The 25,459-nt window shown below is 71.1% G+C and carries 27 protein-coding genes and 1 tRNA gene; 6 read left to right on the top strand and 22 right to left on the bottom strand.

All coding sequences use genetic code 11. The features are described 5' to 3' along the window. Positions 1 to 282: 282 nt before the first annotated feature. The 7 genes from ABD256_RS36945 to ABD256_RS36915 form a co-directional block, all read right to left on the bottom strand. Positions 283 to 355, bottom strand: a tRNA-Ala gene (locus ABD256_RS36945). A gap of 91 nt (positions 356 to 446) precedes the next feature. Next, the gene (locus ABD256_RS36940; RefSeq protein WP_344429749.1) at positions 447 to 965 is read right to left on the bottom strand and encodes a YbaB/EbfC family nucleoid-associated protein; all 519 of its coding nucleotides are present in this window, start codon (positions 963 to 965) and stop codon (positions 447 to 449) included. 5 nt (positions 966 to 970) lie between these two features. Then, complete coding sequence (locus tag ABD256_RS36935; protein WP_344429747.1) at positions 971 to 1,363, bottom strand: YbaB/EbfC family DNA-binding protein; 393 nt, start codon at positions 1,361 to 1,363, stop codon at positions 971 to 973. A gap of 64 nt (positions 1,364 to 1,427) precedes the next feature. Next, complete coding sequence (locus ABD256_RS36930; RefSeq protein WP_344429745.1) at positions 1,428 to 2,507, bottom strand: C40 family peptidase; 1,080 nt, start codon at positions 2,505 to 2,507, stop codon at positions 1,428 to 1,430. After that, complete coding sequence (locus ABD256_RS36925; protein ID WP_344429743.1) at positions 2,504 to 2,839, bottom strand: hypothetical protein; 336 nt, start codon at positions 2,837 to 2,839, stop codon at positions 2,504 to 2,506. The genes ABD256_RS36930 and ABD256_RS36925 overlap by 4 nt, the downstream gene beginning before the upstream one ends. Before the next feature lie 118 nt (positions 2,840 to 2,957). Next, the gene (locus tag ABD256_RS36920) at positions 2,958 to 3,737 is read right to left on the bottom strand and encodes a DsbA family protein (RefSeq protein ID WP_344429741.1); all 780 of its coding nucleotides are present in this window, start codon (positions 3,735 to 3,737) and stop codon (positions 2,958 to 2,960) included. A 4-nt stretch (positions 3,738 to 3,741) separates the two neighbouring features. After that, entirely contained in the window at positions 3,742 to 4,248 is a 507-nt protein-coding gene (locus ABD256_RS36915; protein ID WP_344429740.1) for a MauE/DoxX family redox-associated membrane protein, read from the bottom strand. Between the two features lie 62 nt (positions 4,249 to 4,310). Here ABD256_RS36915 and ABD256_RS36910 point away from each other — a divergent pair, with 62 nt between their 5' ends. Both ABD256_RS36910 and hrpB read left to right on the top strand, forming a co-directional pair. Next, the gene (locus ABD256_RS36910) at positions 4,311 to 5,156 is read left to right on the top strand and encodes a glutamate ABC transporter substrate-binding protein (RefSeq protein ID WP_344429738.1); all 846 of its coding nucleotides are present in this window, start codon (positions 4,311 to 4,313) and stop codon (positions 5,154 to 5,156) included. Then, complete coding sequence (hrpB, locus tag ABD256_RS36905) at positions 5,153 to 7,558, top strand: ATP-dependent helicase HrpB (RefSeq protein ID WP_344429736.1); 2,406 nt, start codon at positions 5,153 to 5,155, stop codon at positions 7,556 to 7,558. The genes ABD256_RS36910 and hrpB overlap by 4 nt, the downstream gene beginning before the upstream one ends. 63 nt (positions 7,559 to 7,621) lie before the next feature. On the opposite strand, the gene ABD256_RS36900 is transcribed toward hrpB, so the two are convergent. Next, complete coding sequence (locus ABD256_RS36900) at positions 7,622 to 8,413, bottom strand: ion transporter (RefSeq protein WP_344429735.1); 792 nt, start codon at positions 8,411 to 8,413, stop codon at positions 7,622 to 7,624. A gap of 54 nt (positions 8,414 to 8,467) precedes the next feature. Next, positions 8,468 to 9,028, bottom strand: coding sequence for a TetR/AcrR family transcriptional regulator (locus ABD256_RS36895; RefSeq protein WP_344429733.1), 561 nt, complete (start codon positions 9,026 to 9,028; stop codon positions 8,468 to 8,470). A gap of 68 nt (positions 9,029 to 9,096) precedes the next feature. Between ABD256_RS36895 and ABD256_RS36890 the strand changes: the two genes are divergently transcribed. Then, entirely contained in the window at positions 9,097 to 10,260 is a 1,164-nt protein-coding gene (locus ABD256_RS36890) for an FAD-dependent monooxygenase (protein ID WP_344429731.1), read from the top strand. Here the strand turns inward: ABD256_RS36890 and ABD256_RS36885 are convergent. From ABD256_RS36885 to ABD256_RS36875, 3 genes are read right to left on the bottom strand one after another with little or no spacing between them, the layout of a single operon-like run. Then, a complete protein-coding gene (locus ABD256_RS36885) occupies positions 10,226 to 10,879 on the bottom strand; it encodes a response regulator transcription factor (protein ID WP_344429729.1) in 654 nt (217 codons plus the stop codon). The two genes, ABD256_RS36890 and ABD256_RS36885, sit on opposite strands and share 35 nt — an antisense overlap. A gap of 1 nt (position 10,880) precedes the next feature. Beyond that, complete coding sequence (locus ABD256_RS36880) at positions 10,881 to 12,449, bottom strand: sensor histidine kinase (RefSeq protein ID WP_344429727.1); 1,569 nt, start codon at positions 12,447 to 12,449, stop codon at positions 10,881 to 10,883. A gap of 56 nt (positions 12,450 to 12,505) precedes the next feature. After that, positions 12,506 to 13,219, bottom strand: a complete 714-nt coding sequence (locus ABD256_RS36875; RefSeq protein WP_344429725.1) for a dienelactone hydrolase family protein — start codon at positions 13,217 to 13,219, stop codon at positions 12,506 to 12,508. A 71-nt stretch (positions 13,220 to 13,290) separates the two neighbouring features. On the opposite strand from ABD256_RS36875, the gene ABD256_RS36870 reads away from it, so the two are divergent. Further along, entirely contained in the window at positions 13,291 to 13,509 is a 219-nt protein-coding gene (locus tag ABD256_RS36870; RefSeq protein WP_344429723.1) for a hypothetical protein, read from the top strand. Beyond that, positions 13,506 to 14,276, top strand: coding sequence for a hypothetical protein (locus ABD256_RS36865; RefSeq protein ID WP_344429721.1), 771 nt, complete (start codon positions 13,506 to 13,508; stop codon positions 14,274 to 14,276). The genes ABD256_RS36870 and ABD256_RS36865 overlap by 4 nt, the downstream gene beginning before the upstream one ends. Before the next feature lie 14 nt (positions 14,277 to 14,290). Here ABD256_RS36865 and ABD256_RS36860 read toward each other — a convergent pair whose 3' ends face one another. The 7 genes from ABD256_RS36860 to hutH all read right to left on the bottom strand — a co-directional run bounded on the left by ABD256_RS36860 (position 14,291) and on the right by hutH (position 22,572). Next, positions 14,291 to 14,512: a hypothetical protein gene (locus tag ABD256_RS36860; protein ID WP_344429719.1), complete on the bottom strand. Its 222-nt coding sequence runs from the start codon at positions 14,510 to 14,512 to the stop codon at positions 14,291 to 14,293. A gap of 10 nt (positions 14,513 to 14,522) precedes the next feature. Further along, positions 14,523 to 15,653 (bottom strand): inorganic phosphate transporter, encoded by a 1,131-nt coding sequence (locus tag ABD256_RS36855; protein WP_344429717.1) that lies wholly within the window; start codon positions 15,651 to 15,653, stop codon positions 14,523 to 14,525. Between the two features lie 113 nt (positions 15,654 to 15,766). Further along, the gene (hutI, locus tag ABD256_RS36850) at positions 15,767 to 16,912 is read right to left on the bottom strand and encodes an imidazolonepropionase (RefSeq protein ID WP_344429715.1); all 1,146 of its coding nucleotides are present in this window, start codon (positions 16,910 to 16,912) and stop codon (positions 15,767 to 15,769) included. After that, complete coding sequence (locus ABD256_RS36845; RefSeq protein WP_344429713.1) at positions 16,900 to 18,198, bottom strand: formimidoylglutamate deiminase; 1,299 nt, start codon at positions 18,196 to 18,198, stop codon at positions 16,900 to 16,902. The genes hutI and ABD256_RS36845 overlap by 13 nt, the downstream gene beginning before the upstream one ends. Continuing rightward, positions 18,195 to 19,388: an allantoate amidohydrolase gene (locus ABD256_RS36840; protein ID WP_344429712.1), complete on the bottom strand. Its 1,194-nt coding sequence runs from the start codon at positions 19,386 to 19,388 to the stop codon at positions 18,195 to 18,197. Before ABD256_RS36840 ends, ABD256_RS36845 begins: the two co-directional genes overlap by 4 nt. Further along, the gene (gene hutU / locus ABD256_RS36835; protein ID WP_344429710.1) at positions 19,385 to 21,037 is read right to left on the bottom strand and encodes a urocanate hydratase; all 1,653 of its coding nucleotides are present in this window, start codon (positions 21,035 to 21,037) and stop codon (positions 19,385 to 19,387) included. The genes ABD256_RS36840 and hutU overlap by 4 nt, the downstream gene beginning before the upstream one ends. Next, a complete protein-coding gene (gene hutH / locus ABD256_RS36830) occupies positions 21,034 to 22,572 on the bottom strand; it encodes a histidine ammonia-lyase (RefSeq protein ID WP_344429708.1) in 1,539 nt (512 codons plus the stop codon). The genes hutU and hutH overlap by 4 nt, the downstream gene beginning before the upstream one ends. 83 nt (positions 22,573 to 22,655) lie before the next feature. On the opposite strand from hutH, the gene ABD256_RS36825 reads away from it, so the two are divergent. Next, a complete protein-coding gene (locus tag ABD256_RS36825; RefSeq protein ID WP_344429706.1) occupies positions 22,656 to 23,444 on the top strand; it encodes an IclR family transcriptional regulator in 789 nt (262 codons plus the stop codon). On the opposite strand, the gene ABD256_RS36820 is transcribed toward ABD256_RS36825, so the two are convergent. The 3 genes from ABD256_RS36820 to ABD256_RS36810 form a co-directional block, all read right to left on the bottom strand. Beyond that, positions 23,432 to 24,472 (bottom strand): fatty acid desaturase family protein, encoded by a 1,041-nt coding sequence (locus ABD256_RS36820; protein WP_425546584.1) that lies wholly within the window; start codon positions 24,470 to 24,472, stop codon positions 23,432 to 23,434. The two genes, ABD256_RS36825 and ABD256_RS36820, sit on opposite strands and share 13 nt — an antisense overlap. 129 nt (positions 24,473 to 24,601) lie before the next feature. Next, positions 24,602 to 24,805 (bottom strand): transcription antiterminator/RNA stability regulator CspE, encoded by a 204-nt coding sequence (cspE, locus tag ABD256_RS36815; protein WP_344429701.1) that lies wholly within the window; start codon positions 24,803 to 24,805, stop codon positions 24,602 to 24,604. Positions 24,806 to 25,028: 223 nt separating this feature from the next. Next, positions 25,029 to 25,247, bottom strand: a complete 219-nt coding sequence (locus ABD256_RS36810; protein WP_344429699.1) for a hypothetical protein — start codon at positions 25,245 to 25,247, stop codon at positions 25,029 to 25,031. Between the last annotated feature and the right edge of the window lie 212 nt (positions 25,248 to 25,459).

Genomic DNA, 25,459 nt, shown 5'->3' with positions numbered 1-25,459 from the left:
CCACAACGCGCCCAGCGCCCGCCAAAACAAAAAGCCCGCACCGCGGGGCGTGGGGGCTCGGCCCCCACAAGAAAACGGGACACCGGGAGCAGGCAACAGCCCGCGAACACAACTCAAGTAGGCCGAACGTGCCAGCACCAGAACCAACCCGACTGCTGGTCCAAACCCAACGCGCCCAGCGCCCGCCAAAACAAAAAGCCCGCACCGCGGGGCGTGGGGGCTCGGCCCCCACAAGAAAACGGGACACCGGGAGCAGGCAACAGCCTGCGAACACAACTCGGGTGGAGCTAAGGGGACTCGAACCCCTGACCCCCTCACTGCCAGTGAGGTGCGCTACCAGCTGCGCCATAGCCCCGTATTCAGTTCGCGGTGTGAGGTGAACTCCGCACCGCGTGTAGGAAAACCATACCTGACGTCCGCCCCGGGTTCGAACCCGGGGTGTCCGTTCAGCGGTCCGAGCGCAGGGTGGCGGGGTCGAAGCTTTCCCAGTCGTCGTCCTCGGGGGCGCTGGACACGGACGGTGACGAGGTGCCACGCTGGGTGGAGCGTAGGCGGAGTTCGCGCTGGTGCTGGAACTCTTCGACGGTCATGCCGGGGTCGTCGTTCTCGGCCCGCGCGGGTGCGGGGAGGCCGGAGAGCTGTTCGATGGCGTAGGTGAGGTCCTCGCCCAGGAGCAGCGCGACCTTGTTGTAGCTGTCCTGGGTGGCTTCACGCATGGCGACCTGGGTGACCTCGAGGATCAGCTCGGCGAGCCGCACGGGGCCCCAGTTGACGGCCGTCGGCGCGAGCCACAGGTTGCGGAGCTTGCCCTTGGCGTCGACGGTGACCTCGACGGTGCCGTCGGCGTCGTGCGCGGTGCCGGACGCCTTCGCCATGATGGCGCCGACCTGGGCGAACGCTTCCTGCTGGGCGTCGGCCTCGGCGATCAGCTCCTGCGTGGTCTTGCGGAGCGGGACCTGGTCCATCCCGGTCACCTTCCACCGTAGCCGCGGAACGACGGGTCGTCCTCGTCGTCGGGCAGCGGCTCGTAGCCGAGCGAGCGCAGGTGCCGCTCGCCGCCTTGGCCGACCACCGGCGACAGCGTTTTGAACATCCGGTCACCGGCGCGGCGGGTCGCCCGGTCCGCGAGGTGCATGATCTGCGCCGCCAGCGCGTCGGAACCGCCGCGGAGGGCGAGCGCGCTCAGTTCGAGCCTGGTCAGCAGGCCGCCGGGGCTGACCTCGACGCGGATCACCCCATCGGGTGCCTCCGCGGCCCCGGTCACCTTGCCGACCTTCGCGATCTGCGCGGCCGTCGCGCCCTCGGCACGTTCGACCTGCTCCGACATCCGGGAAACCTCCCGGTCGAAGTCGATTTCCGCCACCTGCGAACCTCCCCATTTTGCCTGCTCGCAGGCTATCCCAAGATCGTCACGACGCCGGGGCGGCTCAGCCCGTCGGGCGGTAGAACCCGATGAACTGCTGCCCGGCGTTGGTGGTGCGGATCTTCGAGATCTGCACCGGGTCGCCCGCTTCGATCATCTGGCCGTCGCCGACGACCATCGCCACGTGCCCCGACCACACGACCAGGTCCCCCGGCAGCAGCTGGTCGATCGACGGCACCTCCGCGCCGACGGTCTGGGTGCGCGCGGTGCGCGGCAGCGTGAGCCCGGCTTCGCCGTAGGAGGTCATGGTCAGGCCGCTGCAGTCGAGGCCCTTGCCGCGCGCGGTGCCGCCCCACACGTAGGGCACGCCGAGCTGGGACATCGCGGCCCGCACGGCCTTGGCCGCGGTCTCGTTCGGCGCCTTGACGGTGTGCCCGTTCGGCAGGTTCACGTCGACGCCGGCACCGGGCTGCGGCGGGATCGCGACGGGCAGCCGCGGCTTCGACCCACCGCCGCCACCGCCGCCGCCGGAACCCCGGCCGCCACCGCCGCCCCGGTTGAACGACTTCGGCGGGGCGGACCCGCCCGACGAGGACGGCTTGGTCGACCCGCCGCCGGAGAGGCCGCGCGCGATACCCGTGAGCGCGGCGTTGACCTCGGTCATGTTCTGGTTGACGTTGATGTTGAGGCGCTGGCCGAGCGCGGGCAGTTCGCTGCACAGCAGCTGCTGGGCGCCCGCTTCGTTGCCGGAGGCCTTGAGCGACGCCGCGGTCCGCATGATCTGGGTGGCCTCGCGCACGAACTCGTCCAGCTTCTGCTGGTTCGTGTTCTCCGCGACCTTGAGCGCCTCGGTCGCCTTCTCCACCGCGGACTGGATCTCGGTGGCCTCGCCCTTGATCTGGCCGAGCGACTTCTCGAGGTCCGAGGACGCACCGGTGGCCCGGTCCGTGGTCTTGCCGCCGCTGTTGTCCGCGAGGTTCTGGCGCTGGTGCGCGGCGGTCTGCTGGGCACCGTCCATCGCCGAGTTCGTCTGGTACAGACCGTGCGAGGCGTCGTTGAGCCCGGCCGGGTTGTGCCGCACCTTGTCCTGCGCCTGGACGGCGTGACCGGCCAGCGCGTGCATGGCCGTGGCGTGCGCCGTCATCCGAGGTCCTGCCGGAGGGTCTTCAGCACGCGACCGTGCTCGTCCTCGACCACCTCGTAGTTGCCCTGCGTGCGCCGTGACGCGTCGGCCATGCCGTGCCAGTTGCCGCCGGCCTGCTGGATCCGCTCCTGCAGGCCCCGCATCCTGGACGAGTACGCCTCGTGCAGGCCCGACTCGTCACCGATCTCGCCGAACCCGTCGCCGCCGATCGACGAATGCGGCGCGAGGTGCTTGCCCGCTGCCCCGCGGACCTCGTCGCCGAGCGGGTCGATCGCCCTGGCGTAGCTGCCGTACGCGTCGTCGCCGACGTGGAACCCACCTGTGCCGTCCACCTGGACCTCCCTCGTGACACCGAGGGTGCGACGCATCCGGCTACCCACCGGTTCCCCACGAGCACCCCGGGTTCAGACTAAACCACCTTCGGCACCCAGAGTGGTGAAAACCGGCAGCTCAGCCCTTGCCGGCGCCGAGCATCTTGTCCAGCCAGCCGGGATCGCCGTATTCGACGCGCGCGCCGTTGTAGACGACGGTCGGGGTGCCCTTGAAGTTCGGGTCGTTCACGGTCTTCGAGAAGTCGTCGATGAGCTGCTTCTCGTAGCTCCCGCCGTTGACGCCCTCGGCGAACTTCGGGTCGGTGATGCCGAGCCCCTGGCCGAGCTTGATCAGCTGCGCCTTGTCGTACCCGCGCTTGCCCTCCTCGGGCTGGTCCTTGAAGAGGCTGTCGTGGAACGGCGTGAACTTGCCGAAATCGGCCGCCACCAGTGCGGCGTTCGCCGATTCGAGCGAGTAGCCCGGCGGGTCCGAGTTCTTGTTCAGGAACGGCACCATGTGGTAGCGGACGCCGAGTTCCCCGTTGTTGACCTTGTCCTCGATCTTCTTGCCGTACAGCTCCTGGAACTGGCCGCACGCGGGGCAGAGGAAATCGGCGTAGACGTCGACGACCTGCTTCACCCCCGGCTTGCCGACCAGCACCACGGCACCATCGCGCTTCTCCACCACCTGGCCGCCGACCACCCGGTCGGTCTGCGGGGTGACGTCCTGGCCCGCCGTGGTGTTCTTCGAGGAGTTGGTCCACAGCACCCCGCCGATCACGACCGCGGCGAGCACCACGATGCCGATCACGGCGACGATCATCTTCTTGTTCGCGTCGCCGCCCCGTGCCTGCGCGACCGCGCGCCGCGCCGCCTTCTGCTGACGTTGCTTGCGCGCGGTCCGTTCCGCTCCACCCACTGGTTCAGGTCCCTTCTGGTTCACCGGAGTAGTCGTGCACGGGGAGCCCGGAGTTCCCGCGTCCCCGGCCGAGCCAGCCGTCGGTCGAAAACCGGGTGCGCGGGCGCACGGTCAGCCAGACCGCCAGCGTCAGGTACCCGATGTCCCGCAGGATCTCCCACGGGTACTCGGTCTGGTCCGCGGCGACCTGGCCGCCGCCGCTGAAGCACCCGCAGTCGATGGTCAGCCCGCGCGCCCATGCCTGCGCGATGGCGCCGATGAACGCCAGCAGCATGAGCCCCGACACGATCGCGGCCCAGCGGGTCAGCACCCCGAAGAGCAGCGCGAGGCCGACGATGATCTCGAGCAGCGGCATCGCGGTGGCGACCAGGCCGACGAGCCCGTTGGGCAGGATGTCGTAGGCCTGGACCGCGACATGCGTCTGCCCGGGGTCGAGGAACTTGGCCGTGCCGTAGGCGAGCCAGACCGCGGCCAGGCCGAGCCTGACCACCGTCCCGACGACGTCCAGCACGGTTGGGGACGGTCGTAGCACGCACCTAGGCTAACGAGTGACCCTGAGAAAAGCGTGAACGCATGAGGGAGGCGGACGTGCGCGGTGCGCGACGGCTCCTCGTGCTGGCGCTGGTCGCGGTCCTCGCCGCGTGCTCGGGGGCAGGCACCTCGCCGTCGGACCCGCTGGTGGACAGGGCGGGGAAGACCGGGAAGCTCACCATCGGAATCCGCTTCGACCAGCCGGGTCTTTCCGAGCGGACGGTCGACGGCCGGTACGCCGGGTTCGACGTGGAAGTGGCGAAGTACGTGGCGAACGCGCTCGGGGTCGGGCCGGATGGCATCACCTGGCGTGAGACGACGTCGGCGACGAGGGAGACCGACCTCACCTCCGGCACCGTGGACATGGTGGTGGCGGCCTACTCGATCACCGCCAAGCGCAAGGAGCGGGTGGCCTTCGCCGGCCCGTACTTCACCACCGGGCAGGACCTGCTGGTGCGGCGCTCGTCGGCGGATATCACCGGCCCGGACTCGCTCAACGACAAGCGGCTGTGCTCGGTCGCGGGTTCGACGCCTGCCGAGCAGGTGCGGGACCGGTTCGCGCAGGCCGTGCGGCTCGTCGAATACCCGCGGTACCCCGACTGCGTGACCGCGCTGCTGGCAGGGCAGGTCGACGCGGTGACCACGGACGCGGTGATCCTCGCCGGCTACGTGGCGCAGAACCCGGAGCTGCTGCGGGTGGTCGGCAAGGCGTTCTCCACCGAGCGGTACGGCGTCGGGCTGCGCAAGGGCGACGCGAAGACCGTCACCGCGGTCGGCGACGCGATCCGGCAGATGATCGGCGACGGCGAGTGGCTGAAGTCCTTGCAGCGCACCATCGGCGCGTCCGGCTACCCGCTCCCGGCGCCACCGGGGGTCACCGAAAGATGACCTCGCTCGCGTTGCCCGACCTGCCGGTGCGGGCCGTGCTGCCGGAACTGGCCGACGCGATGGCGCGGCACGGCACCGCGGTGCTCGTGGCACCGCCGGGCACCGGGAAGACGACCATGGTGCCGCTGGCGCTCGCCGAGGGGGCGGCGGGCCGGATCGTGGTGGCCGAGCCGCGCAGGCTCGCGGCCCGGGCGGCGGCGGCGCGGATGGCCGCGCTGCTCGGCGAGCCGGTCGGGGAAACCGTCGGCTATTCGGTGCGCGGCGATCGGAAGGTGTCGAAGCGGACGCGGATCGAGGTGGTCACCTCGGGGCTGCTGGTGCGCCGCGTGCAGGGCGAGCCCGAGCTGCCGGGTGTGTCGGCGGTGCTGCTCGACGAGTGCCACGAGCGGCACCTCGACGCCGATCTCCTGCTGGCGCTGCTGCTGGACGTGCGAGCCGGGCTGCGGGACGACCTGCGGCTGCTGGCCACCTCGGCGACCGTGGCGTCCGGGAAGCTGGCGGCGCTGCTCGGCTCGGCACCGGTGATCACCGCCACCGCGAAGACCTACGACGTCGGCCTCGGCTACCACGCGCCGCTGCGGGACGAACGCCTGGAGGCGACGGTGGCGAGGGTCGTCCGCATCGCACTGTCCGAAGTCGACGGTGATGTGCTGGCGTTCCTGCCCGGTGCGGGGGAAATCGCACGGGCGTCGGCACTGCTCGCCGATCTGTCCGATGTGGACGTGCTGCCGCTGCACGGAAGACTCACCTCCGCGCGCCAGGACGCGGCGCTGAAACCGGGCGGGCGACGGCGCGTGGTCCTCGCCACCGCGGTCGCCGAATCGAGCCTCACCGTGCCCGGTGTGCGCGCGGTGGTCGATTCCGGCCGGTCGAGGGTGCCGCGCGTCGACCACCGGCGCGGCCTGCCCGGCCTGGCCACCGTGCGCGTTTCGGCGGCGGTCGCCGATCAGCGCGCGGGCCGTGCGGGCCGGGAGGCGCCCGGCCGCGCCTACCGGTGCTGGCCACGCCACGAGCAGGCGGTGCTGCCCGCATACCCGGAGCCGGAGATCCGCGTCGCCGAGTTGTCCAGGCTGGCACTCGAACTGGCGTGCTGGTCCACTCCGGACGGTGCGGGACTGTCCTGGTGGGACGAACCGCCGGAGGGCCCGTTCGCCGCGGGCCGCGACCTGCTCCGGACGCTGGGCGCCACCACGGCCGAGGGCACCGCGACCGCGCGCGGCGTGGCGATGGCCGCGCTCGGCCTGCACCCGCGGCTGGCCAGGGCGCTGCTGGACGGCGCGGCGGCGGTCGGGCCCCGGTGCGCCGCCGAGGTGGTCGCACTGCTCGATGCGGGCGGCAGCGGCGCCGACGTGGACGCCGAACTGCGCAAGCTGCGGAACTCCTCTGACGACGGCGCGAAGCGCTGGCGCCGCGAGGTCGCGCGGCTGGAAAAGCTGGTCGACGGCGGGAAGGGAAGCCAGGACGCGGCGCTCGTCGTCGCGCTGGCACATCCCGAACGGCTCGCGCGCAGGCGCGCCGCCGGGTCGCGGGCGTACCTGATGGCCGGCGGCACCGCGGCGGAGCTGCCCCCGGGCAGCGGGCTGGGTGACACCGAATGGCTGGCGGTCGCCGAAGCGACGCGCGACCCCGGCCGGAAGAACGGGATCATCCGGCTGGCCGCGCGCGCCGACGAGGAGCTCGCGGTGCGCGCCGCGCCCAGCCTGGTGTCCACTGCGGAGGAAGTGGTGTGGTCGGGTGACGTGGTGGCGAGGGCGGTGCGCAGGCTCGGAGCGATCGTGCTCGCCGAACGCCCGATCACCGACCCCGATCCCGCGCTGGTGCGAGAGGCGCTGCTGAGCGGGCTCCGCGAAGAAGGCCCGAGCCTGCTGGACTGGTCCACCGGCGCGCGCCGCCTGCGAGAACGGCTGGCGTTCCTCCACGACGCGATCGGCGCGCCGTGGCAGGCGATGGACGACGCGGCGCTGGTCGACCGCGCCGGTGACTGGCTCGAACCGGAGCTGTCCCGGGCGCGGCGCAAGGCCGATCTCCGCCGGATCGACACGGCCTCCGCGTTGCGCAGGCTGCTGCCGTGGCCGGAAGCGGCCAAGCTGGACGAGCTCGCACCGGAACGGCTCGAAGTGCCGTCCGGCTCGAAGATCGCGGTCGACTACACGGTCAGCCCGCCCGTGCTGGCGGTGAAGCTGCAGGAGACCTTCGGCTGGCTGCGCACCCCCGAGGTGGCCGGAGTGCCGGTCGTGCTGCACCTGCTCTCCCCCGCCGGTCGCCCGGCCGCGGTCACCTCGGATCTGGAATCCTTCTGGCGCAACGGTTACCCCGCCGTACGCGCCGAACTGCGCGGCCGCTACCCGAAGCACCGCTGGCCGGAAGACCCCTTCGCCGCCGAACCCAGACGCGGCCGCTGACCGCCCTGAAGGTGACCTTCGGGGCGCCCCAGTCCCCGAAGGTCACCTTCGGGGCGTGAAAGTTCAGCCCCGGTGTTGCGGACGCGTAGGGAGTTGCGCGATGAGGTCCTCGTCGTCGCGTTCGTTCAGGCCCAGCTCGACGGCCTGCCGGATCTGCTCCCGGTTCTCCTTCACCACGTGCGCGAAGAAGTCGTCGACCCGCGGGTCGGCGAGCACCTCCAGCGTCACCCGCATCACCGTGTCCACAACGGACTTCACGATCTTGTCGTGGAACGGCAGCTTCGCGAGCCGCCCGGTCTGCGGGTCGTTTCGAAGCTTTTCCGTGACGACCGCCCGCAGCAGGTCGTGGTTGTCCGAAAGGGAGCGTGCCAGGTTCTGCGGGTAGTTCCCGGTTTCCACCACCTTCACGACCTCGTCCAGCACCGCGATCGTGATCGGTTTCTTGATGGCCAGCACGATCGGCCGCGAAAGCCGCTCGACGAGCCGCTGGGTGAACCGCTCGCCGAACGCGCGGTCCGCGGTGCGCGCGAGCCGGAGGAGCACCACGATCACCCGCAGCAGCCGGAACCCGCGCAGCGCGGGATGCGCGATCGGGATCATCCCGAGCACCTCGTACCAGTTGCGCAGCGGGAACTTCTTCTCCCACCCGTGGCGCCGCCAGCGGTACAGGAACTCCAGCAGGAACACCCCGCAGATCGCCGTGTCGACGAGGAAGACCACGTGCGCGGTCTCGTCGGAGTGCGGGAAGAACGTCACGAACACGAGCAGGCCGACGGAAACGAGCGCGAGCGCGAGCATGGCGAGGTCGAGCGGGCTGACCCGGCGCTGACCGGCGGGAGTGCCTGCGGTGGTCATGGCGGCATTGTGCCCGCACGCGCGCACCGGCGCCGCGCGGCCTCGCACCGCGGCTCAGCCCAGCATGCCCCGCAGCAGCTCACGGGTGTCGGCGAGCAGTTCGTCGAACGACGGCGGCTCGCCCGACCCCGCACCGGCCACGGTGTCGAAGATCAGGCCCTCGCACCACGCGATGACCATGCGCGTGTGCCTGCCGGGATCGGGTGAGCCCACCGCGGCCAGCACTTCGGCGCAGCGCCGCCGGAATTCCAGCGCGGCGCGCTGGTAGATCTCCCGCACCTCCGGCCGCCGGGTCGCTTCGAGCGCGAACTCGTAACGGGCGATCATCCGCGGCCCGCTCGAAACCAGCGCGTGCACGAACCTGGCGACGTAGGCGGCGGCCTCGTCCGGGCCGTGCGGGGCCGCGGGGAGCACGGCCGTCTCGTCGAGTTCGACCATCCTGGTGACCGCGAGTTCCAGCAGCGCCGCGCGCGTGCGCGCGTAGTACGAAGTGGACCCCGGCGGCAGCTCGGCTGCCCTATCCACGGCGCGGTGGGTGAGCCCGCGCATCCCCTCCTCCGCGAGGACCTCGATCGCGGCGTCACCGATCCGCGCCACCCGATCACCCGTGCCCACCTGATCAGCGTAACCCATCCTCTACAGAAGTAGAGTAGCCTCTACGGGCGTAGAGACGGGGGGACGCGATGGGGACCAAGGCGATCGTGATCGGCGCCGGGATCGGCGGTCTGTGCACCGCGATCGGGCTGCGCGAAGCGGGCTGGGAGGTCCGCGTGCTGGAACGGGCCGAGCGGCTGGGCAGCGTCGGCGCGGGCATCGGGCTCTGGCCCAACGCCCTGCACGCACTCGACGAACTGGGCGCAGGCGAGCGGATCACCCCGCTGCTGCCCCCGCCGGGCTCCGGCACCCTGCGCGACCGGCGCGGCCGCGTACTCGTGCACTGGGACAACCGCGAACTCCTCGGCGCGCTGGGCAAGCCACTGGCCGGGGTGCACCGGGCCGATCTGCTCGGCGCGGTGCTCAGCGCGTTGCCCGAAGGCACCGTCCACACCGGAATCGAGGTCACCGGGGTCACCGGCGACGGCACCGTCCGCTGGACGGGCGGCGAGGCCGAGGCCGATCTCGTGATCGGCGCGGACGGTGTGCACAGCGCCGTCCGGAAGGCGCTCTGGCCAGCGCACCCGGGGCCCGTCCACGGTGGCAGCACGGCGTTTCGCGCGGTGCTCGACGCCGTGCCCGGCGGCGGCGTGTCGACGGTCGTCGGCCCCGGCACCGAGTTCGGCACGCTGCCGCTGGCAGGCGACCGGCTCTACTGGTACGCGTCCCTGCGCGCGGCCGCGGACATCACCTACGAGGACCCGAAAGCGTTCCTGCTGAAGCGTTTCGACGGCTGGCCGCCCGACGTGCTCGACCTGATCGGCCGGACGCCGCCCGAGCGCATCCTGCACAACGACCTCGTCCACCTGCGCACACCGTTGGCCAGTTACGCCACCGGGAAGGTCGCGCTGATCGGCGACGCGGCCCACGCCATGCTGCCGTTCCTCGCGCAGGGCGGCTGTCAGGCCATCGAGGACGCGACCGTGCTCGCCTCACTGCTTTCGCGCCGTCCAGTGCCCGAGGCGCTCGCGCGCTACGACGCGGAACGCAGGCCGCGCACCCAGGAACTCGTCCGCCTCTCGACGAGGGCGGGACAAGCCGTGCTCCTGGCCAACCCGCTCGCCGTCGCCGCGCGGAACCAGCTCATCCGGCTGATGCCCTCGCGCGGGCACACCCGCAGGCTTTCCGTGCCCGCGCGGTGGCGCCCGCCCGCGATCGTCACCCCGTCACCAGACCGGCCTCGTAGGCGATGATGGCGGCCTGCACCCTGTTCTTCGCGTCCAATCTGGACAGGATCGAGCTGACGTAGGCCTTCACGGTCCCCTCCACCACGAACAGCCTGCCCGCGATGTCCGCATTGGACAGTCCGGAGCCGACAAGTGCGAGCACCTCCCGCTCGCGGTCGGTGAGCGCGGTGATCCGCTCGCGCGCGGCCGCGGTGCGCGCGAGCCGGTCGCTCGGCAGCTGTTCGATCACGCGCTGCGCGATCTTGGGCGAAAGGAAGGCGGCGCCGCCGGCGACCGCCCGCACCGCCGCCATCAGCTCGCGCGGGTCGCCCGACTTGAGGAGGAACCCGCTCGCGCCGTCGCCGAGCGCCCTCGCGATGTAGGCGTCCTCGCCGAACGTGGTCAGGATGATCACCGCGGTCTCCGGTACCAGCCTGCGGATCTCCGCGCCCGCTTCGAGGCCGTCGAGGTGCGGCATCCTGATGTCCAGCAACGCGACGTCGGGTCTGGTCCGGCGCACCTGCTCGACGGCGTCCCTGCCGTCCTCGGCCTGCGCGACCACCTCGATCCCGGGGTCCGCGGACAGGATCGCGGCGACCCCGGCCCGGATCATCGCCTCGTCGTCGGCGAGCAGTACGCGAATCACGTCAATCCTTCCGCACGATCTTGAGCACGTCCTTGGCCGCCAGCCTGCCATCGAGGAAGCACAGCCGGTGCACCTCGGTCCGCAGGTCGAACACGCTGCCGCCGACGCCGTAGTACTCGCAGTCCGAGCGGGGCGGCGGCGGGTGCAGCGGATCGGCCGGATGGGTGTCGGTCTGGCGGTCCGGCAGGACGGCGGACATCTCCTGCCGCGTCTCGCCGATTTTGAGGCCCGCGAAGGAGTCCTTGCCAAGCTGCGACCTGTTGTAGTCGACCAGGAAGATCAGCCCGACGATGCCGAGCAGGCAGCACATGATCGCGGGCGGGACCACGATCGCGGCGATCAGGCTGCGCCGCACCTGCCGCCGCGCGGCATGATGGGCGCGGGCGGATTCGGACCGCATCCCGGCGTCCGCGGTGTCCGATTCGGACGGTGAACCGTCGAGCGGCAGCGTGGCGAACACCTCGAACCCGTCGCCTTCGCACGGCTCCGCCCGCAGCGTGCCGCCGACCAGCCGCACCCGCTCCGCGAGGCCGAGCAAGCCCTGCTTCCCCGACGCCACACCGGGCAACGGTCCCGCCGGCGGCTTCGCGTTGCGCACCAGCACCGTGGTCTCGCTCTCGGACCTGCGCACCCGCACCGTCACCACCGCGCCGGGGGCGTGCTTGGCGACGTTCGTCAGTCCTTCTTGGACCACCCGGTGCACCGCGCGGCCGACCATGTCCGGATCGGACCGCGATTCGTCCACTTCGGAGTCGATCAGCATGCCGGACCGCTTCGCCCGCTCGACCACCTCGGAGACGCTGTCGTCGACGGGCTCGGTCGGCGCCGGGTCCTCCCGCAGCACCCCGATGATCTGGCGCAGCCGGTCGGTCGCCACCGCGGCGCTCTTGCGCAGTTCGGCTGCCTCGTGCTGCTGGCTCTCCCCCAGTCCGCCCGCGACCTCGAGCGCGGCCGCGCGCACCGCGATCAGCGCCAGCTCGTGGCCGAGCGAGTCGTGCATGTCGCTGGCGATCCGCGCGCGCTCGCGCAGCCGCGCCTGGTCGGCCACGATGCGCTGCTGGTTCTCCAGGTCCTCCGCGCGCTGCCAGCCCGTGCGGACCAGGTCCTCGCGCAGCCGGAGGTACCGGCCGACCTGCCACGGCAGCAGCCCGGCGAACAGCAGCACCGCGGCCATCGCGCCCCAGTCGGCCATCTCGGTGTCGTTGACCGCGAACGACACCGGCACCCCGGCCAGCCCGACCGCGGCGAACGCGATGAGCGCCTCGCGGGCCCTCGGCATCCGCCTGCCCGCGAAGCAGCACATCACCACCATCAGGCCGATGGGCCACGCCGGCACGCGGCTGGCGAAGTTGAAGAGCGTGTCCACGCTGGTGATCGCCGCCACGACCAGTGAGACCAGCGGCGACCAGCGCGCCGTGCCCACCGAGACGGTGACCGCGAGCAGCCCCAGCACCAGGGTGAGGACACCCGGGTGCTCCTCGAACACCATCCCGCACAGGAACAGCCAGATGGCGACGTCGAGCACCACGGCCCGGCTTCGCCAAAGCGCCTTCCACCCGGTCTTCCACACGCGTTCAGACGCTACAAGCCCGCCCGAGCGCGGCACCATCGACGAAAGTCAACCGTTCAGCTCGTGGTGGCGGTGGCGAACGCGAGCGCCTGCGGCCACGAGATCGCGAACGCGTCCTTGTTGACCTGGGCCTCCTGGTGCGCCCGATCGCTGAAACCGTGCTCGGCCCGCGGGTAGAGGTGGATGAGGCTCGGCCCGGACTCGCGACCCTGCAACGCCTTCTGCAACGCGTCGAAGCTCTCCCTCGGCACGATCGAGTCCTGCCCCGGGTACAGCACGAGGACCGGGGCGGCGATGCGCGCGGTGTGCTCGATGGCGTCCACCTTGTGGTTCGGCCTCGGCGGCAGCGGCACGGTCGGGTGGTAGCCGATGACGTTCGCGAGCCGGTCGTCCCGCCCGCCGAGGATCAGCGCGAACCGCCCGCCGAGGCACCAGCCGACGACCCCGGCCTTCTCGCAGCCGAGCTCACCGAGAAGGTGGTCGAGCAGCGTCTTCTGCTCGGCGAGCACCGTCTCGTCGTCGAGCTGGTTCATCTTCTCCACCAGCTGCTCGATCGGCGTGTCGTCGGAGCTGACGCCGTGCCACGGGTCCCAGGTGAGCGCGGTCAGCCCGGCCTCGGCGACGGACTCGGCGAACTCGCGGACCTGCGCGCCGATCCCGGTGATCATCGGCAGCAGCAGCATCCCGCCCGTCGAGCCACCCTTCGGCCTGGCGAGGTACGCCCCCAGGCCCTGGACGGCGATGGTCGAAGTTTCGATCTCGATGGTCATGTCCGCACGGTAAACCCGGGCTCGTCAGCCGGGGATGAGGCATGATCGACCGAACCGGGTAGGAGGTGCTCATGGTGGAGCGGCAACGGCGCACGCTCGGCGAACAGCTCGGCGGCGATCCCCCGGCGGGCGTGCGCGCCCTGCCGGGACCCGATCAGCAGGCACTCGCCGATCTCATCGGCGACGCCAGGCGCGCGCAGGGCGCGGCGCTCGCGAAGGCGGGCGAAGACGGCCTCAAGTACGTCCCCGCCTTGCTGCGAGGCGCGGTGAGGAAGGCCGTCGGACTGTGAAGGCCGATCTCGACGCGCGCGGGGAGATCCTGAAGCTCGCACGGGTGCTGGGCGTCCCGCCGTCCCGGCTCGACTCCCTTGCGGCGGTTCCCGTCGACGACCTGCGCCTGCTGCGGGCGCGGGTGACCGACGTCCTGTTCGACGCGAACCTCCCCACCCTGCGGCGCATGGCCGCGGCCAGCAGGCTCATCCCGGCGCCCGTCGTCGCGAAGATCGCGGAGCGCACGTTCGGGCCGCTGCTGTGCGCGCGGATCGCGGGGCTCGTCGACCCGGCTCGCGGTGTCGACGTCGCCAAACGGCTGTCCACCCGGTTCCTCGCCGATGTCGCGGTCGACCTCGATCCCCGGCGCGCCAACGAGATCATCTCCGGGATCCCCACGCCGGTCGTGGTGTCGGTGGCCCGCGAGCTGGCCGGCAGGGAGGACTGGATCACCATCGGGCGGTTCGTCGGCCATCTCCGCGACAGCGCGATTTCCGCCTGCCTCGAAGTGCTCGGCGACGCCGCGCTGCTGGAGGTCGCGTTCGTGCTGGACGACAAGGCGCGCATCGACCACGTCGTCCGGCTGCTGCCGTCGTCGCGGTTCGGCGGGGTCGTCGGGGCCGCGGCTGACTCGGGTCACTGGGAGTCGGTGTTCGACCTGATCTCCCACGTTTCCCCGGTGCGGCGGGAAAAGTTCGTCGCCGCGCTGAAGGATTTACCCGAGGACACGCGCGCCTCGGCCGAAGCCGCCGCCTCCGAGTTGGGCGTGGAACTGGATCTCTCGTAGCGCCGGGGCGGTGCCTAGGCGACGATCAGGTAGATCCCGTAGCCGACGATGCCAGCGCACACCGCGAAGCACGCGACCGCAACAGCCATCCCGGACGTCCCCGAAGCGCCGCCTTCCCGTGCCACCGCCCGCTGCGACAACCCGCGCACGCCGACCGCGAACAGCGAAGTCAGCACCGCGACGACGGCGATCGCGACCACGAACACCGTGCCGAGCGCGCCCCATTCGATGTGCATGCCGGCCCCCTCAGACCGTGACCGGAGCGGACGGCGCCGGCTCGCCGGCTTCGTTGACCGACTTCGCGGTGACCGGATTGCGGCGCGAGACCAGGTAGATCGCCAGCGCGATGCCGACCCCGGCGATGCCGACCAGCACCGTGCCGATGCTGCCACTGGTCGAGACCTGTGCGGCGATTGCGCCGACGATCGCCGCCGCGGGCAGCGTGAGCGCCCACGCGATCACCATCTTGCCCGCGACGCCCCAGCGGACCTCGGCGAGCTTGCGGCCCATCCCCGAGCCGAGGATGCCGCCGGAGCACACGTGCGTCGTGGACAGCGCGAATCCGAGGTGCGAGGACGCGAGGATCACCGCGGCCGCGCTCGTTTCGGCCGCGAACCCTTGCGGCGTCTGGATTTCGGTGAGCTTCTTGCCCATCGTCCGGATGATGCGCCAGCCACCGAGGTAGGTGCCGAGCGCGATCGCGGCGCCCGCGGCGAGCACCACCCACAGCGGCGGGCCCGATCCGGCGGCGAGCGAGCCGGACGAGATGAGCGCGAGCGTGATCACGCCCATCGTCTTCTGCGCGTCGTTCGTGCCGTGCGCGAGCGAAACCAGCGAGGCGGACAGCGCCTGCCCGGTCTTGAACGTCTTCCCGACCACGTCCCGCCGCGCGGACTGGGTGATCCGGTACACCAGGAAGGTCGCGACCAGCGCGACGACACCCGCCACCACCGGCGACGCGAGCGCCGGGATCAGCACCTTCTCCACCACCTTGGCGAAGTGCACCGCGTCGGCGCCCGAGGCGATCCAGGTGGCGCCGATCAGCCCGCCGAACAAGGCGTGCGACGAACTCGACGGCAGTCCGAGCAGCCAGGTCACCAGGTTCCAGACGATCGCGCCGACCAGCCCGGCGAAGATCACCACCGGGGTCACCTTGGTGTCGTCCACGATCCCGCCGGAGATCGTCTTGGCGACCTCGACCGACAGGAACGCGCCGACCAGGTTCAGCACTGCGGAGATGGCGACCGCCACCTTGGGCCGCAGCGCGCCCGTCGCGATGGAAGTGGCCATCGCGTTCGCGGTGTCATGGAAGCCGTTGGTGAAGTCGAACGCCAGTGCCGCGACGATCACCACGACCACGATCAGGGACGGATCCACCGTGCACCTCCGTAGGGAACGCGAGCCGCCTCGAACGCTACCCACGGCGTCGGCGTACCCGGTCCCCTTCGGGTGTCGGCTTCCTGAACAGTCCGTTAATGCGTTTCGGGCATTTAGGACAGACGCTGCCCGCGGCGCCACACACCCCAGGTGAGCGGCACTCCGGGGCGGTAGGCGAGGTGCGTCACCGAAGGCGCGTCGAGCACGTGCAAATCCGCCCGCGCGCCTTCTCGCAGCACACCGACGTCGTCGCGCCGGAGCGCGCGAGCACCGCCGAGGGTCGCCGCGCGGACGGCCTCGTCCACCGACAGTCCCATTTGGAGCACCGCGGTCGCGACGCAGAACGCCATCGACGTGGTGTAGGAGCTGCCAGGGTTCGCGTTGCTCGCCAGCGCGACGGTCGCACCCGCGTCCAGCAGGCGCCGCGCGGGCGCGAGCGGCTGCCGCGTCGACAGGTCGCACGCGGGCAGCACGGTCGCCACGGTGTCCGACGCGGCGAGCGCCTCGATGTCCGGATCGGACAGATAGGTGCAGTGGTCCACACTGGCCGAACCGTGCTCGACCGCGAGCCGGACACCGGGCCCTTCGCCGAGCTGATTGCCATGCACGCGCGTGCCGAGCCCGCGCGCGGTGGCCTCGGCGAGGATGCGCGCGGTCTGGACCTCGTCGAACGCGCCGGTCTCGCAGAACACGTCCACCCAGCGGACCCGATCGGCCACCGCGTCGAGCATCCCGCCGCAGACCAGGTCCACATAGGACTCCGCGTCGGCGCCGGGCGGCACCAGGTGCGCGCCGAGGAAGGTCACCTCGTCGACGACCTCGGCCGCGATGCGCGCGGACCGGTCCTCGTCGGGCACGGTCAACCCGTACCCGGTCTTGGTCTCCAGGCAGGTTGTTCCCTGCGCGTACGCCTCGTCGACGTGGCGGCGCAGGTTCGCCACCAGCTCGTCGTCGGTCGCCGCCCGCGTCGCGTCGACCGTGGTCGCGATCCCGCCCGCGCGGTACGGCGCACCCGCCATCCTCGCTTCGAACTCGGCGGTGCGATCGCCCGCGAACACCAGGTGCGTGTGGCTGTCCACCCAGCCCGGCAGCACCGCGCGACCGCCGACGTCCACGCGCTCGTCGGCGTCCGGCGCCTTCGCCGCGGGCCCGGTCCAGACCACCCGGTCGCCGTCGAGCACGATCGCGGCGTCGTGGACCCGGCCGGTGTCCTCGGTGTTCGTGGTCAGCTCGCCGATTCCGGTGATCAGTACCGCCATAACCCCTCGATCTCCTTCGCCAGCACGGTTTCCGGTCGCTCGATGCCCTGGTGGATGCCGTCGCGCACGATCTCGCGGCCCGCGACGACGACGTGGCGCACATCCGGTGCCGACGCCGCGAGCAGCGCGCCGTCCGGCTCGATCCCGGCGGTCCGCACCGAGCCGAGGCCGATGGCGACCAGGTCGGCGGCGGCACCCGCCTCGATCCTGCCCACCTCCGGCCACCCGATCGACGCGTGCGCGGTGGCCGCGGCGAGCAACTCCTTGGCGGTGAACCTGCCCCGCGTCTCACTGGCCAGCCGGTCGTTCATTTCGAGTGCGCGCGCCTCTTCGAAACCGTCGACGACGGCGTTGCTGTCGCTGCCGAGCGACAGCCTCACGCCGCTGTCCGAGAGCGTGCGCGCGGGTCCGATCCCGTCACCGAGATCGCGTTCGGTCGTCGGGCAGAAACAAGCGGTGCAGCCCTCGTAGCCGAGCAGGCTGATGTCGTGGCCGGTCAGGTGGGTGGCGTGCACCGCGGTCAGCCTGGGGGTCAGCAACCCGTTGTCGGACAACAACTCCGTGGGCGACAGGCCGTAGGCGGCGAGGCACTGCTCGTTCTCGGCCCGCTGCTCGGACAGGTGCACGTGGAGCGGCCGGTCCTCGCGGACCGCGACATCGGCGAGCTGCTCCGCGGGCACCGCGCGCACCGAATGCACCGCGCCGCCGACGCGAGCCAGCTCGGACTCCCCCAGCGCCGCGATGCGATCCGCCCAGCCGCGCGCGGTGCCGTCGGAAAACCGGTGCTGCACCTCGTCGAGGTCTTTCCCGATGCCACCGGCGAGATAGCAGGTGTCGAGCAGCGTGATCCGGATCCCGGCGTCACCGGCCGCCCTGATGAGCGCGGCGCCCATCTCGTTCGGGTCCGCGTAGGCGGTGCCGCCGGGGGCGTGGTGCAGGTAGTGGAACTCGCCGACGCTGGTGTACCCGGCGAGCACCATCTCCGCGTAGACGCCGCGAGCGAGCCGGTAGTACGAGTCGGGATCGAGGCGGGCGGCGAGCGAGTACATGCGCTCGCGCCAGGTCCAGAAGGTCCCGCGCTCGTGGTGCGTGCGTCCGCGCAGCGCGCGGTGGAACGCGTGCGAGTGCGCGTTCGCGAAACCGGGCAGGGTCAGCCCGTCGAGCACGGTCCCGGTGCGTTCGGCGCCCGCGGTCACTGAGGTGATCCCGGCACCTCCGACCTCGATCCGCACCGCTTCGGCCACCCCGCCGGGCAGCCAGGCGTGTTCGCACCAATATGTCGTCATGTCGACAAGTGCTCCAGGGTGGAAGCGAGCGCCACCGCGCCGTGGTCCACGTCGGCGACCTCGGCGAACTCCTCGGGCGCGTGGCTGATCCCGGTCGGGTTCCGCACGTAGAGCATCCCCGTCGGCACGTGCGCGGCCAGTATCGCCGCGTCGTGCCCGGCGCCGGTCGGCAGGGCGGGCACCCCGCCGAGCACGTCGTCCATCTCGTCGCGCAGGGCAGGGTCGAACACCACGGTGTCCGAATAGGACTCTTCGGTCACGGTGACCTGGCAGCCTTCTTCGCGTGCCGCTTCCGTTGCGGCCGCGGCGATCTCGTCGACGAGATCACGCGTGGCGCCAGGCACCCGCGCGTCCAGCCACAGGTCCACTGTGGACGCGATCACGTTCGTGCCGCCCGGGGTCGGCACCAGCCTGCCGACGGTGGCGCGCGCGTCGTCGAACTTCCCCGCCACCCGCCTTGCCGCCGCGACGACCGAAGCCGCGGGCAGCATCGGGTCGTGCCGGTCGCCGAGCACCGTCGCACCGGCGTGGTTTCCCTGTCCGGAGAAGGAAAACCGCCAGCGCCCGTGCTCGATCACGGTGCTGCCGACCGCCACCGGCCCGCCGAGGTCGATGAGCCCGCGCCCCTGCTCGACGTGCAGCTCGACGAACTTGCCGATCCGGCCGAGCGCCTCGGGGTCCGGCCCGAACCGCGCCGGGTCGTGGCCCGCCTTCGCCGCGGCTTCCGCCAGCGTCACGCCGCCGGGGTCGCGCAGCGCACGCGCGCGGTCGGGGTCGATCGAACCGGTCAGCAGCCGCGAGCCGAGGCACGGCACACCGAACCGGCCGCCCTCCTCCTCGGCGAACACGACCACGGCGAACGGTGTCGACGGCGTGAAACCCTTGCGCCGCAGGATATCCACCGCGTCCAGCGCGCTGACCACGCCGAGCGGGCCGTCGAAAGCGCCACCACCGGGTACCGAGTCGAGATGGCTGCCGGTGACCACCGCGCCCGGGCCGGGAGTGCCCCACCAGGCCCAGATGTTGCCGTTGCGGTCCGTCTCGACGTCGAGCCCGCGGCGGGTCGCCTGCTCGACGAACCACGTGCGCAGCTCGTCCTCGGCGCGGTCGAACGCGTGGCGTGAATAGCCGCCGCGGCTCGCGTCGCGGCCGACACCGGCGATCTCGGCCAGCAGGTCCGACGCCGTCATTCGCCCTCCCGCATGGGAATCCGCACACCGCGCTCGTCCGCGACCTCGGCGGCGCGGTCGTACCCGGCGTCCACGTGGCGGATGACGCCCATGCCGGGATCGTTCGTGAGCACCCGCTCGATCTTCTTCCCGGCCAGCTCGGTGCCGTCCGCGACGCACACCTGTCCGGCGTGGATGGACCGCCCCATGCCGACCCCGCCGCCGTGGTGGATGGACACCCAGCTCGCCCCGGACGCGGTGTTGACCAGCGCGTTGAGCAGCGGCCAGTCCGCGATCGCGTCGGAACCGTCCGCCATGCCCTCGGTCTCGCGGTACGGCGACGCGACGCTGCCCGAGTCGAGGTGGTCGCGCCCGATGACCACCGGCGCCTTGAGCTCGCCGCTCGCGACCATCTCGTTGAACCGCAGCCCCGCGAGGTGCCGTTCGCCGTAGCCGAGCCAGCAGATCCGCGACGGCAGTCCCTGGAACGCGACGCGCTCACCGGCCATCTTGATCCACCGGGCGAGGGATTCCTTCTCCGGGAACAACTCCAGCATCGCGCGGTCCGTCGCGGCGATGTCCTCGGGGTCACCGGACAGCGCCGCCCAGCGGAACGGGCCGTTGCCCTCGCAGAACAGCGGGCGGATGTAGGCGGGCACGAAACCGGGGAAGTCGAACGCGTTCTCGCAGCCGCCGAGCTTCGCCTCGCCGCGCAACGAGTTGCCGTAGTCGAACACCTCGGCGCCGCGCGCCTTGAACCCGAGCATGGCGTCCACGTGCTCGGCCATCGACTCGCGGGAGCGGTCGGTGAACTCGTCGGGCTTCTTCGCCGCGTAGTCGTGCCAGTCGTCGACCTCGATCCCCTTCGGCAGGTACGCCAGTGGGTCGTGCGCGGAGGTCTGGTCGGTCACGATGTCGACGTCCAGCTCGCGCCGCAGCAGCTCCGGCAGGATCTCCGCGGCGTTGCCGACCACCGCGACCGACAACGCGCGCCGTTCCTTCTTCGCCGCGCTCACCCGGCGGATCGCGTCGTCGAGATCGTCGGCGACCTCGTCGAGGTACCGGGTCTCCACCCTGCGGTGCGCCCGTTTCGCGTCGCATTCGATGACGAGCGCGACGCCGTCGTTCATGGTCACCGCGAGGGGCTGCGCGCCACCCATGCCGCCGAGGCCCGCGGTCACGGTGAGCGTGCCGCGCAGCGTGCCGCCGAACCGTTTCGCGGCGATGGCGGCGAACGTCTCGTAGGTGCCCTGCAGAATCCCTTGCGTACCAATGTAAATCCAGGAGCCCGCGGTCATCTGGCCGTACATGGTCAGGCCGAGCTGTTCGAGCCTGCGGAACTCCGGCCAGGTGGCCCAGTCCCCGACCAGGTTCGAGTTCGCCAGCAGCACCCGAGGCGCCCACTCGTGCGTGCGGAACGCGCCGACCGGTTTCCCGGACTGCACGAGCAGAGTCTCGTCGGCGTCCAAAGTGGTCAGACAGCGGGTGATCGCGTCGAAGCTCGCCCAGTCGCGGGCCGCCTTGCCGGTGCCGCCGTAGACGACCAGGTCCTCCGGGCGCTCGGCGACCTCGGGGTCGAGGTTGTTGTGGAACATCCGCAGCGCGGCTTCGGTCTGCCAGTTCTTCGCGGTGAGCGTGGTGCCCCTCGCGGCACGGACGGTGCGAGTCATGAAAGCTCCCAAGTGTTCTTGACGGCGTCGAGGACGGCGCCCGACGCGACGAGTTCTTCGGCGGCAGCGATTTCCGGTGCGAGATGCCGGTCGGGGCCTGGCCCGTCGACCCGCGTGCGCAGCAGGTCGCGGACGGCGCCGGTGACCGGCGATGGCTTGAGCGGCGCGCGGAAGTCGAGCGCCCGCGCGGCGGTGAGCAGCTCGACGGCGAGCACCGTGGTCAGCCCGTCGACGGCCTTGCGGAGCTTGCGCGCGGCGGACCAGCCCATCGAGACGTGGTCCTCCTGCATCGCGCTGCTCGGGATCGAGTCGACCGACGCGGGTGCCGCGAGCCGCTTGAGATCGCTGACCACGGCCGCCTGGGTGTACTGCGCGATCATGTGCCCCGAGTCCACACCGGGGTCGCCGGCGAGGAACGCGGGCAACCCGTGCGAGCGGGCCACGTCGAGCATGCGGTCGGTGCGGCGCTCGGCGATGCTGGCGACGTCGGCGACCGGAATCGCGAGGAAGTCGAGCACGTAGGCGACCGGCGCGCCGTGGAAGTTGCCGTTCGACTCCACGCGGCCGTCGGACAGCACGACCGGATTGTCCACAGCGGACACCAGCTCGCGGTCGGCGACGAGTTCGGCGTGCGTGAGCGTGTCCCTTGCGGCGCCGTGCACCTGCGGCGCGCACCGCAGCGAGTACGCGTCCTGCACGCGGGTGCAGTCGGGACCGCGATGGCTCTCCACGATCTCGGAGCCGGCGAGCGCGGCGAACAGCCGGCTCGCCGAAAGCGCCTGCCCCGGGTGCGGTCGCAGCGCCTGCAGGTCGGCCGCGAACGCGCGATCGGTGCCCAGCAGCGCTTCGACGCTCATCGCGGCCGTGATGTCGGCGGTGTCGAGCAGGCGGTTCAGGTCGGTCGCGGCCAGCACGAGCATGCCGAGCATCCCGTCCGTGCCGTTGGTGAGCGCGAGGCCCTCCTTCTCGGCGAGCACGACCGGCTCGATCCCGGCCGCCTGCAGCGCGGCCGCGGCGGGCACCCGCTGCCCCGTGCCGTCGAACACCTCGCCTTCGCCCATGAGCGCGAGTGCGACGGCGGCGAGCGGGGCGAGGTCGCCCGAGCAGCCGAGCGAGCCGTACTCGTGCACGACCGGCACGATCCCGGCGTTGATCATCGCGGCGAGGGCGGCCGCGGTACCGGGGCGGACCCCGGTGTACCCGGTGGTCAGCGTGCGCAGGCGCAGCAGCATCAGCGCGCGCACGACCTCGGGCTCGACGGCGGGCCCGGCACCGGCGGCGTGCGACCGGATGAGCGAACGCTGCAGCGCGGTCCGGCTCTCGGTGGGGATGTGCCGGGTGGCGAGCGCGCCGAACCCGGTCGAAACGCCGTAGGTGGGCTCGGTGGCCTCGGCCAGCGCTTCGATGTGCTGACGGGTCGCGCCGAGGTTCTTCTCGGCGGTCTCGGAGATCGCGACGGTGGCGCCGCCCCTGGCGACAGCGACGACCTGCGCACGGGCGAGTGGCCCGTGGCCAAGGAGGACTGTTTCCGGCATGGCCCCATTGGACATCGGGGCGCGGCCGGGCATCATCGACGATCGAGTGGTTATGTCTGGGATACCAGACGCGAGGAGGCGAGATGGGTGCCAGCACCGACGTGCCCGCGCTGAAACGGGGATTGGCGATCCTGCGCGCGCTGGCCGGGCGCGCGGGGCCGGTGACCGCCGCCGCGATCGCGCGCGAACTGGGGCTGCCCCGGTCGACGACCTACCACCTGCTCGGCGAGCTGGAGGCGGCCGGTTTCGTCGTCCACCTGCCCGCCGAACGCCGGTACGGCCTCGGCATTGCCGCGTTCGAACTGGGCTCCGCGTACCTGCGCCACGACCCGCTGGAACGCCTCGCCGGGCCGTTGCTGCGCAAGCTCGTCGACCGGGCCGGGCACACCGCGCACCTCGGCGTGCTGCACGGCAACGAGTCGCTCTACCTGATCAAGGAACGCCCGGCACGACCGGAAACGCTGGTCACCGACGTCGGGGTGCGGCTGCCCGCGCATCTCACCGCGTCGGGGCGGGCCATGCTGGCGCACCTGCCCGCCGCCCACGTCCGCGCGCTGTTCCCGTCGGCGGCCGCCTTCGTCACCCGCACCGAACGGGGGCCGCGGGGGCTCGCCGCGCTCCGGTACACGCTCAACGCCGAGCGAAGGCTGGGCTGGGCCGTCGAAGACGGGCACGTCACGCCGGGGTTCGCCTCGGTCGCGCACCCGGTCTTCGACCACGGCGGGCGGCCGATGGCGGCGATCAGCGTGACGGTTCGCCACCACTGCCCGACCGAGCCGGAGGTGTGCGGGCAGACCTGGCCGGATCTGGCCGAACAGGCCCGCGCCGCGGCCGCCGAGCTGACGCTGCGGATCGGCGGTCAGCCGGGCTGACCCACCCGGAGCGGCCTGCTCGATTCGTGGAGGTGTTGGAGCACTTCATAATACGAGCGGGCCGCACTTGTTTCGTAGTACGAAATGCTGTGCTCGCGGCAGAAATCGCGAACGACGTGCTGCGCGTGCTTCAGGTTGCACCGCGGCATGCTGGGAAAGAGGTGGTGCTCGATCTGGTAGTTCAGCCCACCGAGCAGGAAGTCGGCGAACACGCCGCCACGAATGTTGCGCGAGGTAAGTACCTGGCGCCGCAGGAAGTCGATTTTCTCCTCGCGCGCGAAAATCGGCATGCCCTTGTGGTTGGGCGCGAATGAACACCCCATGTAGAAACCGAAAACGGCCTGCTGCACGGCGAGGAACGCGATCGCCTTACCCGGCGACAACAGCAGGAACGCGGTGCCGACGACGGTGACGAGGTGGATCGAGAGCAGGACCACTTCCAGCCATTTCGCCCTGGTGACCTTGCCCTTCACCAGTGCCTCCACGCTCGACACGTGCAGGTTCAGGCCCTCGAGCAGGAGCAGCGGGAAGAACAGGATCGCCTGGTAGCGCGTGATGAACTGACTGATCCAGCTTCGGCGCATCTTGTGCGCCTGCTCCTCGCTGAACACGAGCACCTCGACGCTGATGTCGGGGTCGAGCTCCTCCTGGTTGGGGTGCGCGTGGTGCCTGGTGTGCTTGTCGATCCACCAGCCCCAGCTCAGCCCGACGAACAGGTTTCCGAGCACGAGCCCGATCACCGAACTCGGCTTGCGCGAGGTGAAGATCTGGCGGTGGCCTGCGTCGTGCCCGATCATCGCGACCTGGGTGAACATGAACCCGAGGAAGCCGGCGACGAGGAGCTGCCACCACGAGTCACCGACGAGGAAGAGCGCCACCCAGCCCGCCGCGAAAGCCAGCAGGGTCAAGGTCATCTTGGCGAAGTAGTACCCGTAGCGCCGTTCGAGGAGACCCGACTGGCGCATCAACTTCATCAGCTGGGTGTAGTCACCGCGTACGGTGACGCTTGCCGCGTCCGACAAGGACACTCCTTTGTAGACACTGGTACTCGGAAGCCGTGGTGGTCGAACGCTCAGCCATGTTCGGATGGTGTGTGGTGCGGGTGGTGCGACGAGGCCCGGTCACGACGCTGCGTGACCGGGCCCGTCAAAACCTGATCAGACTACGCTGACACCGGAGGCCTGCGGCCCCTTCTGACCCTGGGTGACCTCGTACTGCACGCGCTGGTTCTCTTCGAGGCTCTTGAAGCCCGAGCCCTGAATCTCCGAGTAGTGCACGAAAACGTCGTCGCTGCCGTCCTCGGGCGCGATGAAGCCGAAGCCCTTTTCGGCGTTGAACCACTTAACGGTGCCGTTTGCCATGGTGTTGTCTCCTCAACAGCTTTCTTCCGAAATCGACAGCGCTACCGCGATGCCAGGTCGGCCGCACTACGGGGCTTTGTCCGTCAGTAAACCGGAGGAAAGACACGCGCACAGTGTGTATTGCGCACAGAGCGTTTGCGAGCGTGTCGTCACGAACACAAAAACTTCCGACCGGGCACCAGTCAACCACACGTCACCGGAAAGGAACAGGGCGCGTTCGGCCTCAGGAGCCGATTTCCGCGTCGCGGGACCCGCGGGCGCCGGTCAGGCCCAGCATGGCGAGCAGTTCGGCGCAGTCGGTGGCGTCGGCGGCGTGCCCGGCGACGGTGATCATGGCTCTGTCGTGCTGCTGGTCGAGCCTTGCCGTCTCCTCGGCTTTGATGCCCGCCATCCGTCCGGTGAACTCGAGTTCTTGGGGATCGCCGTGCCTTGCCCAGGTCATCTGGCACCTGCTTCCGGCCCCGTGCCGCTCGTCGCGAGCTTCGACGAGGCCTCGATGGGGATCCACATCGCGAGCCCCGGGTGCGCGGGCACGAGGGTGGACCGCCGGCGGACGACGCTGAATCTCCGCGCGGCACCATCAGCATGACACCTCACCCGCCGTCACGAACCCCGGGCGGGAAATCGGGTTGCGCGCGGGGCTACGATGCCACT

This window comes from Amycolatopsis minnesotensis (assembly GCF_039529815.1).
Classification (GTDB): domain Bacteria; phylum Actinomycetota; class Actinomycetes; order Mycobacteriales; family Pseudonocardiaceae; genus Amycolatopsis; species Amycolatopsis minnesotensis.
Note: the sequence above shows the minus strand (reverse complement) of the source record. Positions and strands in the feature narration are given on the sequence as shown.

Bases quoted from the DNA above. Each gene is read 5' to 3' on its own strand.
- hutU (WP_344429710.1), bottom strand. From the start codon at position 21,037: ATGACTCGCACCGTCCGTGCCGCGAGGGGCACCACGCTCACCGCGAAG.
- cspE (WP_344429701.1), bottom strand. From the start codon at position 24,805: ATGGCAAACGGCACCGTTAAGTGGTTCAACGCCGAAAAGGGCTTCGGC.
- hrpB (WP_344429736.1), top strand. From the start codon at position 5,153: ATGACCTCGCTCGCGTTGCCCGACCTGCCGGTGCGGGCCGTGCTGCCG.
- ABD256_RS36900 (WP_344429735.1), bottom strand. From the start codon at position 8,413: ATGACCACCGCAGGCACTCCCGCCGGTCAGCGCCGGGTCAGCCCGCTC.
- ABD256_RS36910 (WP_344429738.1), top strand. From the start codon at position 4,311: ATGAGGGAGGCGGACGTGCGCGGTGCGCGACGGCTCCTCGTGCTGGCG.
- hutI (WP_344429715.1), bottom strand. From the start codon at position 16,912: ATGGCGGTACTGATCACCGGAATCGGCGAGCTGACCACGAACACCGAG.
- ABD256_RS36810 (WP_344429699.1), bottom strand. From the start codon at position 25,247: ATGACCTGGGCAAGGCACGGCGATCCCCAAGAACTCGAGTTCACCGGA.
- ABD256_RS36930 (WP_344429745.1), bottom strand. From the start codon at position 2,507: ATGACGGCGCACGCCACGGCCATGCACGCGCTGGCCGGTCACGCCGTC.
- ABD256_RS36845 (WP_344429713.1), bottom strand. From the start codon at position 18,198: ATGACGACATATTGGTGCGAACACGCCTGGCTGCCCGGCGGGGTGGCC.
- ABD256_RS36840 (WP_344429712.1), bottom strand. From the start codon at position 19,388: ATGACGGCGTCGGACCTGCTGGCCGAGATCGCCGGTGTCGGCCGCGAC.
- ABD256_RS36825 (WP_344429706.1), top strand. From the start codon at position 22,656: ATGGGTGCCAGCACCGACGTGCCCGCGCTGAAACGGGGATTGGCGATC.
- hutH (WP_344429708.1), bottom strand. From the start codon at position 22,572: ATGCCGGAAACAGTCCTCCTTGGCCACGGGCCACTCGCCCGTGCGCAG.
- ABD256_RS36890 (WP_344429731.1), top strand. From the start codon at position 9,097: ATGGGGACCAAGGCGATCGTGATCGGCGCCGGGATCGGCGGTCTGTGC.
- ABD256_RS36875 (WP_344429725.1), bottom strand. From the start codon at position 13,219: ATGACCATCGAGATCGAAACTTCGACCATCGCCGTCCAGGGCCTGGGG.
- ABD256_RS36870 (WP_344429723.1), top strand. From the start codon at position 13,291: ATGGTGGAGCGGCAACGGCGCACGCTCGGCGAACAGCTCGGCGGCGAT.
- ABD256_RS36860 (WP_344429719.1), bottom strand. From the start codon at position 14,512: ATGCACATCGAATGGGGCGCGCTCGGCACGGTGTTCGTGGTCGCGATC.
- ABD256_RS36940 (WP_344429749.1), bottom strand. From the start codon at position 965: ATGGACCAGGTCCCGCTCCGCAAGACCACGCAGGAGCTGATCGCCGAG.